Origin of the sequence: Kribbella solani (assembly GCF_014205295.1) — a bacterium.
In the GTDB taxonomy this organism is placed as follows: domain Bacteria; phylum Actinomycetota; class Actinomycetes; order Propionibacteriales; family Kribbellaceae; genus Kribbella; species Kribbella solani.
The window spans coordinates 4580841-4594535 of record NZ_JACHNF010000001.1; the positions used below are offsets into that span (position 1 = coordinate 4580841).

At 69.4% G+C, this 13695-nt stretch carries 12 protein-coding genes; 9 read left to right on the top strand and 3 right to left on the bottom strand.

Annotated features, from left to right (window positions below; genetic code table 11):
- Positions 1 to 94 precede the first annotated feature (94 nt).
- Both HDA44_RS20850 and HDA44_RS20855 read left to right on the top strand, forming a co-directional pair.
- Positions 95 to 1282 carry an enolase C-terminal domain-like protein gene (locus HDA44_RS20850; RefSeq protein WP_184836907.1) on the top strand — a complete coding sequence of 396 codons (1188 nt, stop codon included), beginning with the start codon at positions 95 to 97 and terminating at the stop codon, positions 1280 to 1282.
- The gene (locus HDA44_RS20855; protein ID WP_184836909.1) at positions 1263 to 2186 is read left to right on the top strand and encodes a 2-hydroxyacid dehydrogenase; all 924 of its coding nucleotides are present in this window, start codon (positions 1263 to 1265) and stop codon (positions 2184 to 2186) included. The genes HDA44_RS20850 and HDA44_RS20855 overlap by 20 nt, the downstream gene beginning before the upstream one ends.
- A gap of 30 nt (positions 2187 to 2216) precedes the next feature.
- Here HDA44_RS20855 and ggh read toward each other — a convergent pair whose 3' ends face one another.
- Entirely contained in the window at positions 2217 to 3539 is a 1323-nt protein-coding gene (gene ggh, locus HDA44_RS20860) for a glucosylglycerate hydrolase (protein ID WP_184836911.1), read from the bottom strand.
- A 119-nt stretch (positions 3540 to 3658) separates the two neighbouring features.
- Here ggh and HDA44_RS20865 point away from each other — a divergent pair, with 119 nt between their 5' ends.
- From HDA44_RS20865 to HDA44_RS20875, 3 genes are all read left to right on the top strand, one after another.
- Complete coding sequence (locus HDA44_RS20865; protein WP_184836913.1) at positions 3659 to 4984, top strand: ROK family protein; 1326 nt, start codon at positions 3659 to 3661, stop codon at positions 4982 to 4984.
- Between the two features lie 64 nt (positions 4985 to 5048).
- A complete protein-coding gene (locus tag HDA44_RS20870; RefSeq protein ID WP_184836915.1) occupies positions 5049 to 5591 on the top strand; it encodes a helix-turn-helix domain-containing protein in 543 nt (180 codons plus the stop codon).
- Between the two features lie 182 nt (positions 5592 to 5773).
- A complete protein-coding gene (locus tag HDA44_RS20875; protein ID WP_184836917.1) occupies positions 5774 to 6574 on the top strand; it encodes a polyprenyl synthetase family protein in 801 nt (266 codons plus the stop codon).
- On the opposite strand, the gene HDA44_RS20880 is transcribed toward HDA44_RS20875, so the two are convergent.
- On the bottom strand, positions 6566 to 7903 hold the full coding sequence (locus tag HDA44_RS20880) for an aminotransferase class I/II-fold pyridoxal phosphate-dependent enzyme (RefSeq protein WP_184836919.1): 1338 nt from the start codon (positions 7901 to 7903) through the stop codon (positions 6566 to 6568). The genes HDA44_RS20875 and HDA44_RS20880 overlap by 9 nt on opposite strands.
- Positions 7904 to 7966: 63 nt before the next feature.
- On the opposite strand from HDA44_RS20880, the gene HDA44_RS20885 reads away from it, so the two are divergent.
- From HDA44_RS20885 to HDA44_RS20900, 4 genes are all read left to right on the top strand, one after another.
- Entirely contained in the window at positions 7967 to 8641 is a 675-nt protein-coding gene (locus tag HDA44_RS20885) for a DJ-1/PfpI family protein (protein WP_184836921.1), read from the top strand.
- A gap of 41 nt (positions 8642 to 8682) precedes the next feature.
- A complete protein-coding gene (locus HDA44_RS20890) occupies positions 8683 to 10785 on the top strand; it encodes an endo-beta-N-acetylglucosaminidase (RefSeq protein ID WP_184836923.1) in 2103 nt (700 codons plus the stop codon).
- 196 nt (positions 10786 to 10981) lie between these two features.
- Complete coding sequence (locus HDA44_RS20895) at positions 10982 to 11908, top strand: EamA family transporter (RefSeq protein WP_184836925.1); 927 nt, start codon at positions 10982 to 10984, stop codon at positions 11906 to 11908.
- 14 nt (positions 11909 to 11922) lie between these two features.
- Complete coding sequence (locus tag HDA44_RS20900) at positions 11923 to 12837, top strand: aminoglycoside phosphotransferase family protein (protein WP_184836928.1); 915 nt, start codon at positions 11923 to 11925, stop codon at positions 12835 to 12837.
- 12 nt (positions 12838 to 12849) lie between these two features.
- Here HDA44_RS20900 and HDA44_RS20905 read toward each other — a convergent pair whose 3' ends face one another.
- Positions 12850 to 13554, bottom strand: coding sequence for a hypothetical protein (locus HDA44_RS20905; RefSeq protein ID WP_184836930.1), 705 nt, complete (start codon positions 13552 to 13554; stop codon positions 12850 to 12852).
- Positions 13555 to 13695: the final 141 nt, after the last annotated feature.

The following is a 13695-nucleotide window of genomic DNA, read 5'->3' on the forward strand; positions in this document are numbered from 1 at the left end:
GGGTTGAGCCTCGATGTTGAGAGTGTCAACACTGTAGCCTGATCATCCGGCTTTTTGTACACCTGCTGAACAGATCTATTTTCGAGGTGACAGTGTGAGGATCTCCGGTATCCGCTGCGTCGAGTACGTCGGCGCGCTGCCTGCCGACCGGCCGTTCTGGGACCAGCGCCTGCGCCGCCCGGTCGACCTCTACCCGGAGTACGCCGATCGTGGCCCAGAGCAACTGGTACGCCGCGACGACGGCACGCTCGAGGTTCGGCAGCTGTTCCTGCACGTCGACACCGACGAGGGCATCACCGGCACCACCGCCGTCCTGTCGAGCGACCAGGCCCACCTGCTGCGGACCACCTTGCGCAACACGGTCGTCGGGCTGGACCCGCTCGCCGGCGCCCGCGTCTGGGACATCGCCTACCGGTCGATGATCCACGGGCGGGCCGGCGCCGGCATGCTCGCGTTGTCCGCGCTCGACTGCGCGTTGTGGGACATCCGCGGGCAGCACTTCGGCGTACCCGCGCACGTACTGCTCGGTGGACCGACCCGCGACGCCGCACCCGCGTACGCGTCCACGCTGGGCGACTCGCTGGAGCCGGACGCGGTCGCGGCGCGGACCAAGGAGCTCCGCGCGCTGGGCTTCCGCGGGCTGAAGTGGTTTCCGCGCTGGGGACCGAACGACGGGCGGGCCGGGGTCCGCAAGGTGGTCGAGCTGGTCGAGACGGTCCGCGCGGCCGGTGGCGACGACCTCGAAATCATGCTGGACGCGTGGAACTCGTGGGACATCCCGTTCACGGTCGCGGTCGCGCGCGAGACCGAGCACCTGCGGCTGCGCTGGATCGAGGAACCGCTGCTCCCCGACGACACCGCCGGGCTGGCCGCGTTGCGCGATCTCGTTGCCGGTCGCACGCAGCTCGCGGGCGGTGAGCACGAGTACACGCACTGGGGTGTCGCGCGGCTGCTGCGGCACGCGCCGCTCGACCTGTACCAGGCCGATCCGCACTGGGGCGGCGGGATCAGCGAGATGAACCGGATCGGGGCGCTGATCTCGGCGGCCGGGCGGCAGTTCATCCCGCACGGACAGTCGCTGCAGTGCAACGCGGCGCTCACCTTCTCGGCGTCGCCCGGGCTGATCCCGGAGCTGGAGTACCTGCTGCGGCTCGGTCCGCTGTACCAGCACTTCCTCGCCGATCCGATCCGCCCGGTGGACGGCGTCGTCCACGCACCGACCACTCCCGGCCTCGGGATGCGACTGAACGAGGAGGCGATTCATGACGTACGCGAACTCTGATCCCGTCGTCGCGTGCTTGTCGGCGTACGACGAGGCGCTGGTCCGCGAGTTGGCCGGGACCGATCAGCTGCGGATCCGGATCGCCTCCGGCAGCGGCGACCGCGACGAGCTGCACGAACTGGTCCGCGACGCCGACCTGGTGATCGCGGACGCCGCCCGGCGGTACCTGCTCGACCGGGACGCGATCGCGGCGATGAAGCAATGCCGCTTCATCCAGCAGCCGGCCGTCGGGTACGACTCCATCGACGTCGCCCAGGCCGCCGCGCAGGGCATCCCGGTCGCGAACACCCCCGGCGCCAATGCACCCGCGGTGGCCGACTGGGTACTGATGGCAATCCTCAACGTGCTCCGCAACCGCACCGGCCTGGCCAATGAGCTTGGCGCGTTGCGGGTCGGGCTGGTTGGCATGGGCGCGGTGGCGCGCGAGGTTTCCAAGCGAGCGCGGGGCTTCGGGGCAGAGGTGATGTACGTGGCGCGCCGCCCGCTCGACGTACCCAACGCCCGCGCTGTTCCACTCGACACCGTGCTCGCCGAAGCGGACGTGATCAGCCTGCATCTGCCGCTCACCGCGGACACCCGCGGGATGTTCGGAGCCGCGGAGTTCAAGCGGATGAAGCCGGGCGCGATCCTGGTCAACTCGGCGCGCGGCGGCCTGCTGGACACGGACGCACTGATCGCCGGCCTCCGCGAGGGCCGGCCGGCCGCCGCGGCCCTCGACGTCTTCGACCCCGAGCCGCTCGACCCGGCATCGCCGCTGCACGACCTGTCCAACGTCTACCTGACGCCGCATATCGCGGCCAACTCACATCAGTCCCGCGCCCGCGTACGCGCCATGGTCGGGGAGAACCTGCGCCTGGTCCTGGCCGGCGAGGCACCACTCAACGTGGTGAACTCAGTGAGTTAGGACATGCAGCGGGGCCAGGTCGCGGCCGGGCTACCAGGATCGACCTAGCCAGTCCAGGGCGACCGCTGCCGTCCAGGACTGGTTGCGGCTGCCCAGGGCGGCTCCGCTCAGCGGGTGGTAGTACTCGGAGAAGCTGCCATCGCTGAGCTGCCGCAGCGACTCCCCCCGCAGCAGGCCGGCCAACTCGTCATCCCCACGTTCGACGGCAGCGCGCGCGAACAGCCAGTTGATCACCGGCCACTGCGGGCCCCGCCAGTACCGCCGCGGATGGAACGCCGCATCCGCCGGCGAGGTCGTCGGCGGCACCGCATACCGAAGCTCTGGATGCCCGCACCACTCCGGCCCGAGGAACAGCTCCCGCTGGGCCGACACGAGCCCGGGATCGCCGCCGCACAGCAGCGGCGCGAACCCGCCGACGGTTGCTGTCGACAACCACTCCCCGGTCCGTACGTCGCGATCCCGCGCCAGGCCGGTGGCCGGCGAAACCGAGGCCGCGACCCCGTCCCGCGACCGCTTGGCGATCACCCGCAAGCGGTCCGCGGCGTCCGGCCGGCCCACGGTGTCGGCCAGCTCCGCCAGCACATCGCTGGACAGCGCGAGCAGCGCCGAGCTGAACACGTCGCTCACCCGGAAGTCGATCACGCGTTGCACGTCGGCATCGTCGTACCGCACCGAGGCCATCTGGTCGACGAGCCAGATGTACCGGCGGTAGTCCAGGTCGGTCGGGCGCTCGGTCGCATCCTCGACGTGGGCGAGATCCCGGCGTACGAACGGCGCCATCACACCGGGCGTGACCCGCGTGTACGGCGCGTCCCATCGCGGCGAGTTGTCCATCCCGGACTCCCAGCTGTGATGGATCTCGAACAGGCCGGTGCGGTCCGGATCGCGGACCGTCGCGAGCCATTCGTGCCAGGCCAGCCACTGGTCGAGCGTGTCCCGGACGAACTCCGTCGCCGCGCGCCGATCCGCGGCACTGCCGTGACGGGCCGCCTCGACGATCGCCGCCAGCGCCAGGCTGTGCACCGGCGGCTGGCAGATGCCGGACGTCGGCGGGGTGGCCGGACGATTCGGCGACAGCTCGGTCCGCCAGCGCTCCGGGCCGGGGAAGTACCCGTCGACGGCGTCGAAGACGATGTGCGGAATCATCCCGGTCTGCCACTGCGCGCCGAGCAGCCAGGACAGCTCGGCCAGCGCGCGCGGCACCGACACCCGGGCCAGCCCGACGGTGATGAAGGCGGCGTCCCAGCTCCACTGGTGCGGGTACAGGCTCGGGGCAGCGACCAGGATCACTCCGTTGTCGTTGTCCCGCAGCACCTGCGCGGCGCCCTCGGCCAGGGTCGCGTCGACGGTCATGGCGGCGACCTCTCTCGTCTCGGGGCTTTGGAAGATCCCTGGACTTTAGTATGCTGACTGAACGTAACTAGGGTAGCCGTCGTACGTCAAGGCACACCATCGAGGGGACCGATGCGCGCGTGAGCTCCGAACCGCCGGAAGCCGTAGCTGCCGATTCCCAGGGTGCCGATTCCCAGCATGCGGGTGGGTCGGCCGCCGGGTCCGCACCCGGTGGGTCGGCGTCGGCCGGGCACATCTTCGCGCTGATCCGGAGCCGGCCCGGCTGGACCAGGCAGCAACTGCTGGCCACGACGGGCGTTTCGCGGACCACCCTCTTCGAGCGGCTCGACCAGTTGTTCCGGGCCAATCTCGTGTACGAAGCGGGCGCGGCCAACTCGGACGGCGGCCGGCCCGCGCAACTGCTGCGCTTCGACGATCGCGACCGGGTGGTGCTGATCTTCGACCTCGGTCAGCTCCGCGGCCGGATCGCGGTCGCCGACCTGGCCGGTCGTACGCTCCGGATGGAGACGTTGCGGCTCGACACCTCCCAGCCGCCGGACCAGCTGATCCCCCAGCTGCTCGACCAGGGCGATGCCCTGTTGCGGACCGACGGCGCGGCCCGGCTGGTCGGCGTCGGGATGGGCATCCCGAGCCCGGTCGACCCGGCCACCGGGCGGCTGCTGGAGGGGACGACGATGCGGCACTGGGAGGACTACGACCTGGCCGGGCACCTCCGCGACCGCTGGGGCGTGCCGGTCCTGATCGAGAACGACGCCCGCGCGCTGGCCCTCGGCGAGGCCGCGGCGACCGCGGACGACGGGATTCTGCTGGCGGTCAAGTACTCGCACGGCATCGGCGCCGGGATAGTTGTCAACGGCAACGTGATCGACGGCGCGAACGGGGCGGCCGGGGACATCGGCCACATCCGCGTCACCGACGACGGCCCGCGCTGCAGCTGTGGCCGCTCCGGCTGCCTGGCCGCCTGGGCGTCCGGCCGGGCGATCCTCCGCGACCTCGGCCTGCACGACCTGGACGACGTGGTCCACGCCGCCCTCGACGGCGACCCGGTCGTCCTGGACGCGCTCACCGCGGCCGCCCGGCGGGTCGGCCGTACCGTCGCCTCGATCGTCGCGACCGTGAACCCGGCGCGGCTCGTCCTCGGCGGTTCACTCGGCCGGCTCGACGTCGTCGCCGGCGTGATCGAGGCGCAGGTACGCGCCGACACCGTCGCCCGTGCCCTGCAGGACCTGCGCGTCACCCCGACCCGGGTCGCCGACGAGAGCAGCACCATCGGCCTCAGCCGGCAACTCGTCCGCGGCGCGTACTCGGCGGAGGCGGTCGACGCGCTGCTCGCGGGCGCCGCCGCGCCGGTCGTGCCGGTCAAGCCCGCCAAGCCTGCCAAGTCCTCGGGGCCCGGCCAGCCCACCCGGCTCGCCGTCACCCGGGCCCCGGGCCCGTCCCGATGAGATCGTTGGGTGCGCGTGAGGACCACGGGAACGGTGCGGCGAGCTGGACGGAGCAGGGCGCGAGATGAACTTGAAGGACGTGGACGTTCAGCTGGGCACCGCGATCCGGCAACTGCGGCACCGCCAGGGCCGGACCCTGGTCGAGGTTGCCGAGGCGACCGGCCTGTCACACCCGTTCCTCAGCCAGGTGGAACGCGGCCGGGCCCGGCCGTCGATGCGATCGCTCTTCCTGATCGCCGAAGCACTGGGCACCACCCAGCAATCCCTGCTGGCCTCGGTCTCGCCCATGCCCGAAGCCGCCGAGCCGCCGCTGCTGGGCGAAGGCACCCGGCTGTTACTGCATCAAGAAGGCGTCGACGTCACCGAGTTCAGCGAGATCGGCACCGAGTACGAGGAATTCTTCAAACACGCCCGGCCCGAATTCCTGTACGTCGTCACCGGCCACCTGGAACTGGAAACCCGTGAACCCGGCGACGCCACCAGCACCTTCACCACCCTCGCGCCCCGCGACTCCGCGACCTACCCCGGCAACACCCAGCACCGCTTCCGCCGCCTGACCCCGGAACCCTGCACCGTACTGATGATCCACGGCGATCACCACCCCTAATTTCGTGAAGGCTTTTCCAAGAACTGCCTTTTCACTTGAACCCGCAATTTCCGGCTCCGTCGATATCGCCGGCCGAGTATTAAGAAAGTCGCGGCGGCATTGACGGGAATCGGGGTCCGGCTGGACGATGTCGAACATTCCGCCCCGGATTTCGCATTCCCGCCGCCTCGAGGAGTTCGCCGATGCCGCCGTTCCGCGAGCTCACCGCGCCGCTGCTCCGGCAAGCAGTGGACCGCCTGTCCGATCCGGTCCGGATCGTCGCGCGCTATCACTTCGGCTGGTGTGACGCAGCTGGCCGGCCGACCGAACCCGGCCCAGGCACGGGCCTCCACGGCTCGCTGGTACTGGGCAGTGCACAGGCACTGGGAGCCGCGCCGGAGGACGCCATCCGTTCCGCGGTCGCGGTCGAACTCGTACACCACTCGACGGTGCTGAACGACGAGCTGATGGACCGGGACCACCTCCAGCACGGACGACCCGCGGCCTGGAAGGTTTTCGGCGACGCCCGGGCGGTCCTGGCCGGGGATGCCTTGCTGACCTCAGCCATGAGCGGCCTGACGCACGGGCCTGATGCTTGTCCGAACGCCGCCCGGGAGATGTGCCGGACATTGCTGGCGCTGGCCGCTCGGCAGGACGCCAAGCTCGCCTTCGAGAGCTGTCCGGATGTGACGGTGGACGAATGCCTGGCCATGGCCGCCGGCAAGGCCGGCTCGCTCTTCGCCGGGGCCTGCGCGCTCGGCGGGCTCGCCGCGGGCGCGACCAGCTTCCAGGTCGACTGCCTGCGCCGGTTCGGCAACCACCTCGGCCTGGCGTTCCAGCTGTTCCGGTATGCCGCCGGGGGTTGCCACTGGGCCACTCAAGAAGCCACTCGCCAGCAAACCAAGGCCCTCACCCACCTGACCAACGCCAACCCGAGAACCGTCGATCCCCTCTTTTGCCTGGCCACCCAGATCGGCCACCGCCCCTACCTGACATCAGCGTGATTGGTCGGCATCGATTGCCTCGCGAACCTGGTCGAGGGCGGTGCGGAGGGTGGCGAGCGGGACCGAGCCGAGGGCCAGGCGCAGAGCTTGTGGCGGTGGGGGTACGGGCGCGAACGGCTCGCCGGTGGAGACCGCGATTCGCCGGCCGGCCAAGGCCGCGGCGATTCGGTCCGGTCGCGCGTCGGGCGGCAGCGGGAGCCAGCGGAAGTACGACGACGGGTGGCGTACTGAAGGCAGCCCGGCGAGCACCTCGTCCGCGATCGCCTGCCGCGCCTGGGCATCCAGCCGTTTCTCGTCCTCCAGCCGGTCGACCGTACCGTCGTCCATCCAGCGGCAGGCGATCGCCGAGTTCAGCGCCGACGTCTGCCACGTAGTCACCCGGATGACGCGTTCGAATCCGGGCACCAGCTCCACCGGCGCCGCGAGGAAGCCGATCCGCAGACCACTCGCGACACTCTTCGAAAGACTGGAGACGTACACCGTGCGCTCCGGCGCGAAGGTTGCCAGCGGCGGTGGAGGATTCTCGGCCAGGTACGCGTAGGAGGCGTCCTCGACGATCAGTACGTCGTGGTCGCGGGCGATCGCTGCCAACCGCGTACGCTGCGGCTCGTCGTACACCAGGCCGAGGGGATTGTGCATCGTCGGCATTGTGAAGATCGCCCGGACGCGGCGGGATCGGCACAGGCTTTCGAGCGCATCGAGATCGGGCCCGCGCCCGCTGATCGGCACCGGCGCCAAGTCGAGCCCCAGCGTGCGCGCGAGCACGATGAATCCGTAGTAGCTGACGGCGTCGACCGCGATCATGTCACCAGGCTTGAACAGCGCCATCGCCGTCACCGCAAGCCCGTGCTGAGCGCCGTTCACGAGCAGGATTCGCTCGCGGCCGACGTCGAGTCCACGCCGGCGCAGATGCCGCGCGACCGCGGCGCGATCCTGGCCGCGACCGCGATGCGGCTGGTAGCGCAACAGCGCGTCGAGATCACCGGCTCCGGCCAGGTCGCGCAACGCCTGCCGCAGCAGCTCCGCCTGGCCCGGCACGGACGGCGAGTTGAAACTCAGATCGATCGCGTCGGCCGCGACCTCCCGTTCGGAGATCCCTTCGCCGGGCGTGACGACAAGGTCGCGGACGAAGGTCCCGCGCCCTTGCTCGGAACTGATCAACCCCATCGCCGCCAGCTCCGCGTACACCCGGGAGGCCGTGACGAGCGCGATTCCTTCGGCCGAGGCGAGCCGCCGGTGGGTCGGCAGCCGGTGCCCGGCCGGCAACCGTCCGGTCCGGATCTGCTCGGCGAGGGCGTCCACCAGCGCCTTGTACTTCGGTGCTCTCACACCCGCGATTGTATGCATGACAATTCTTGGACAGTCATGAACAGACCTCCTTAACCTGCCGGTATGCACACCGCGATCCTGACCTTCGACGGCTACAACGAACTCGACTCGCTGATCGCCCTCGGCATCCTGAACCGGGTCAAGGCGCCGGGCTGGAAGGTGTCGATCGCCGCTCCGGAACCGCGCGTGACCTCGATGAACGGGGTTACCATCGACGCGACCATCGACCTCGACGAGGCCTGCGCCGCCGACGCGGTGATCGTCGGCAGCGGTTGCCGGACCCGCGAAGTGGTCGAGGACCCCGCCATCATGCGGACCTTGCGCCGGCTCGACGTCCGCCGCCAGTTGCTGGCCGCGCAGTGCTCCGGCACGCTCGTACTCGCGAAACTCGGCTTGCTGGCCGATGTCCCCGCGTGTACGGACGTGACCACGAAACCCTGGGTGATCGCGGCCGGCGTGAACGTACTCAATCAGCCGTTCTTTGCCCAAGGCAACTTGGCCACCGCCGGCGGCTGTCTCGCCTCGACCTATCTGGCCACCTGGACGATCGCCCGCTTGCAAGGCCTGCCCGCGGCCGAGGAAGCCATGCACTACGTGGCGCCCGTCGGCGAGAAGGAGGAGTACGTCGACCGCGCCCTCCGAAACGTGACCCCTACCTGGAGCCGGCCGCCGTCTGACCAGAACGGCCCATCGCAAAACCAGTTCAGCTCTTCTGTTACGTCCTTGTCGTCCCTATGATGCGGTGCAAGCTAAACCGGTATATCTAGGAGCGTGGGGCGATGACGGATCCACAGCAGGTCTCCCGGCGGACGGTGATCACGGTCGGCGGTGCCGGGCTTGCGGCGGCACTTGCCGGGATCACCGGTACGGCGCCGGCGGCCGCTACCGTCGGCGGGACCTCAGGCGCGGCCGGGACAACCGGTGCCGCCGCGGCCAAGCCGGGGTCCGGCGGGATTCCACCAGGGCCGTCGACGTACGGGTGGAACCCGGCGGACCTGCTCGCCTTCGACCCGGCCACCCATCCGTGGGCGCGGCACCTGCGCTGCCTGGTCCCGCTGGCACCGCGGATCGCGCCGTTCACGCCGACCCAGGCACACCCGAACCTGGACCCCGGCGTACGGCTGTCGACGCTGACGATCGACGACTCCGGCTCGATCTACGAGGGCCGGAACCAACCGATCGGGCTGGAGGGACAGGTCTACACGCAGCGATTCTGGCCGTACATCGACGTTTGGGGTACGTGGCACGGGCAGGTGCTGCCGTCCGTACCGAGTGACGTGGTCGCCACGCCAGGCGCGCCGGGGCGGACGTACGGCGTCATCGACATCCCCAACCCGGGCTGGACCGAGGCCGCGCACAAGAACGGCGTGAAGACGATCGGCGGCTGGTTCTGGCCGCGCACCGGCGTCGACTTCGGCGAGTTCCTGGTGCAGGCGGCGGACGGATCGTTCCCGGTCGGCGACAAGCTGATCGAGATCCGTCGGTACTTCGGGTTCGACGGCCTGTTCATCAACCAGGAGGCGGCGATCACCGCCGCCCAGGCCGGAAAGCTGCGCGACCTGTTCCGGTACATCAAGGCGCAGGATCCGGACTTCTACCTGCAGTACTACGACGCCGACCTGCCGAACGGCAACCTGAACTACCAGAACATGCTGAACGAAAGGAACGTCGGCTGGCTCGGCACCCCCGGCGATCCCACCGTGGACTCGATCTTCGTCAACTACGGCTGGCCGTACACCGACCGCGACCTGACCGCCAGCGCCAAGACCGCGACCACCGCCGGATTCGATCCACGCGCGGTCGCGTTCGCCGGCGTCGAGCATCAGCAGGGCGGTTTCAACCCGGCGGAATGCTTCGCCGACTATTCGTACCCAGGGCACCCGGGACCGGTCTCGGTCGGGCTGTTCGTCGAGGACGCGTTCTGGAACGGGACCGCCACCGTGACGCCGGACGGACGGGCGAAGTATCGCGACCTCGAGCAGCGGTTCTGGTCCGGTCCGACCGGCAACCCGGTCAGCTCCGGGCGGCAACTGCCGCGCAAACCGCCGTACCGTCAGGATGTCCTGAACTACAAGAAGTTCGACGGTGTCGCGCACGCGATCGCCGAACGGTCGCCGTACGGCGCCTTCCCGATCGTGACCAGCTTCAACCTCGGCGTCGGCAGCACGTTCTACCTCGACGGCAAGCAGGTCCGCGACAGCGGCTGGGACAACCAGGGCTGTGCGGACCGATCGCTGACCTGGCAGTACTGGACCGACGGCCTGACCGTGACGCTCGACGAAAGCATCGCGTACGAGGGTGCGCACAGCCTCGCGTTGTCGGGCAGCGGCATCATGCACCTGTTCAAGACCGACATCACCCAGTCCGCGCACACCAAGCTCCAGGTGCTGGCCGCGGGCCTGGCCACGGTCGAGGTCGGCATCACCCGGCGGTCCGCACCCAACACGATCACGTGGACCAAGCTCGTACCCGGCAAACCGCGCGACGGCTGGACCGAGTTCCGCGGCATGATCCACAAGGACAAAGACCGGATCGCGCGGATCTCGTTGCGTACCAGCGGAACCGGCCACCTCGGCAAAGTACTGCTCGACGACGTCAACGCCATCCACGGCAAGCCCGGGAAGGTCCGTGCCTTCGAGGTCGCGGACGCCGGGCCGGGCGCCGGTTCCACCCGGCACCTGACCTTCGCCTGGTCGTTGCGTTCGGACGCCTCGGCGTACGACATCCTGCAGACGTCCCGCGACAGCATCCGCTGGCTCGGTCGGGTCCATCGCGACGTCTTCTTCGCCGAGTCGGTCGACCTCACCGCCGGCCGAAGCTTCGAACTCGTCCCGATCGGTGCCAACGGCAACCGTGGCACGGCCGCCACGGCCACTCTCTGACAACCGCGCCCGCTCCCTGGAAGAGCAGGGCCGCTGAGACGCACCGCGACCGCCCCTCCCCTGACCTCGCTCTCCAGCACCGATTTTCCGAACGGAAAGCCGATCGGTCCTTGAGGTATTGGTGCAGTCATAAGACGACCCTCGGAGCCTTCGTTTGCGCATGGTGCCGGTCGGCTTTGCTGTCGACAATTAGGGCATGACTAGTTCGACCGACGCCGGTCCGGGAGGACCCGCGCGGACCGTGGAGCGAATGCCACCGCACCTGTACTTCGTGGTCAGCGCGGTGTTCCACTACCTCGGGCCGGCACTGGCGGTGCTGTTGTTCGCCCGCATCGAGGTGCTCGGGGTGGCATGGTTACGGATCGCGACCGCCGCGGTCCTGTTCGCCGCGTGGCGGCGGCCATGGCGTGTGTGGCAGCGCCTCGACCGGCCCACTCGCCGGCTGCTGCTCGGCTGGGGCGCTGTACTCGCAGTGATGAACAGCGTCTTCTACCTCGCGATCGACCGGTTGCCGTTGGGCACGGTCGCCGCGATCGAGTTCCTGCCGGTCATCGTGCTAGCCGCGGTCGCCGCCCGGACCCGCCGGAACATCGCCGCGCTGATCGCGGCAGTCGGCGGGGTGTATCTGCTCACCGACGTCCGGCTGGTCGCTGAACCACTCGGCATGGCGTTCGCTGTCGCCAATGCCGTGCTGTTCGCCCTTTACATCGTGCTGGGGCACCGCGTGGCGCGCAGCCGGCACGTTTCCGGCATCGACGGCCTGGCGATGTCGATGCTGATCGCCGTGGTGATCGCCCTGCCGATCGGCATCCGCCAAGCCGTACCGGCCTTCCTTGACCCGGTCACACTTGCCGCCGCGGCTGGGGTGGGTATCTGCTCCTCTGTCATCCCTTATGTCACCGACCAACTCGCCATGGCGCGGCTGCCCCGTGCCACCTACGCCCTGATGGTGTCGTTGCTACCGGCAACAGCCACCGTCATCGGCATCCTCGTCCTCACCCAGCTCCCGACCGTCGTGGAAGCGTTCGGTGTGGCGCTGGTTGTCGCGGGCGTCGCCCTCCACCAGCAACGCCCCGCGGCTTCCGAGCAACCGAAACCCACTTCGTCTCGCCACGGCCCGTGAGCTAGGTTTTCCCAATGGGTCTGGATGTTCCTGGGTCGTTCGCCGTGTCGTACGTGAAGATGTTCGGCATTGAAGGTGAGGAGTGGATTGCCGGGCTGCCCGCGCTGGTTCAGGGTTTGCTGGATCGGTGGGAGCTGAAACGGGACGGGGATGCCGGCGCCGGGGAAGCGTCGCTGGTGTTTCCGGTGGTGCGTACGGACGGCTCTCGCGCTGCCCTCAAACTCCAGCAGCCCCGCGAGGAAACGACCGCCGCGCTGATCGGGCTCCAGGCGTGGAACGGCGACGGCATCGTACGCATGCTCGACCACGACCCGCAGAGCAGCGCCATGCTGCTGGAGCACCTGGACAACTCACGGACGCTGGCGTCCCTCGAAGACGATGACGTGGCCATCACCACCTTGGCCGGAATCATGGCCCGGCTGCACGCCGCACCAGCGCCCGAGGGCTTGCGTGGTCTCGGCGACATCGCGTACGAGATGCTGGCGTCGGTTCCGGCGGCAGTAGCGGCCCTACCGGACCCCGATGACCAGCGGCGGGTGCAGGACTGGGCGTCGGCCGTCACCGAACTGGTAGGCGAGCCGGGCGACCGGATGCTGCACTGGGACCTGCACTACGACAACATACTCGCTGCCGATCGCGAACCCTGGCTGGCCATCGACCCGGAACCTCTCGTCGGCGACCCCGGCTTCGACCTCTGGCCGGCACTGGACAGCCAGTGGGACGACGTCGTCGCCAAGGGCAACCCGACGCGGGTGGTGAGACGCAGGTTCGACCTGCTCACCGAGGTTCTCCGGCTCGACCGCGGCCGGGCCGCGGGCTGGACCCGCGGTCGGCTGCTGCAGAACGCCCTGTGGGACATCGCCGACGGCAACACCGCCCTCGCCTCATCCGCCATAACCCTCTCGGAGTCCTTACCCGACCATTCCTGATACGGATCCCGGCTACGAGTACGGGACGAGGTGAAGGAGCACCGCGGCGAGCGCGGCGACAGCGAGTGTCAATGACAGGATCACGATCCGGGCATTGCGGCCGGCCAGCCGCGTCGCGTGGCCACTGACCCCGGTGATGCGGAGCGCGGGCACGATCCGATCGACAGTGTGGAGTCCGGTGGCCACGACCCAGACGGCGGTGGCGACCTTGTGCAGGGCCAGGAACCCTATTTCCTGCCCGCCCAGAACCAGCAGCGGGTTGGTGGCCGCTTGCGAACCGACCGCGACAAGAGCGAGTCCGGTGCCGAGTAGACCCAGCGTGGACCCGACGACTACGGGCCCGAGAACGCGCAGGGGCATCGGCGGAGGGCCGGCCTGCCGATAGGTAGGTCGGCCGGTGTAGTAGCGGAGAATGCGCCAGCCGGTGGTCGCAGTCTTGACCAACGCCGGCGGCACCAGCAGCGCTCCGACCGCGATGTGCCAACTGATGAGATCTTCGAGATCGAGCAGCGTGACGATCTCGGCAAGGAACAGCACCAGCAGGACCAGCCCGGTCCAGGCAGTCAGGCGGGCGTTTCCGGCCGGTCCGCCGGTACGCGGTTCCTCTGGGTCAACCCGGAGGCGGCGCCCGGTCGCCTCCGCGAGCGTCTCGGCCGCCCATCGCCGCCAACTCCCCCGCCGCGCCCGGTCGCGGAGCCGCCCCGCATCCCCACTCATCCATCTCCGCCCTTACTTCACCATTTGATGAGGAATACCGTACGACACCCACGCACCGAACGCCACCAGCCGATGAAGAAAGGCGCCACCGGCTCAACACCCGCCGGGTCGGGGAGGGCAAACACTGACATGAGATGTCAG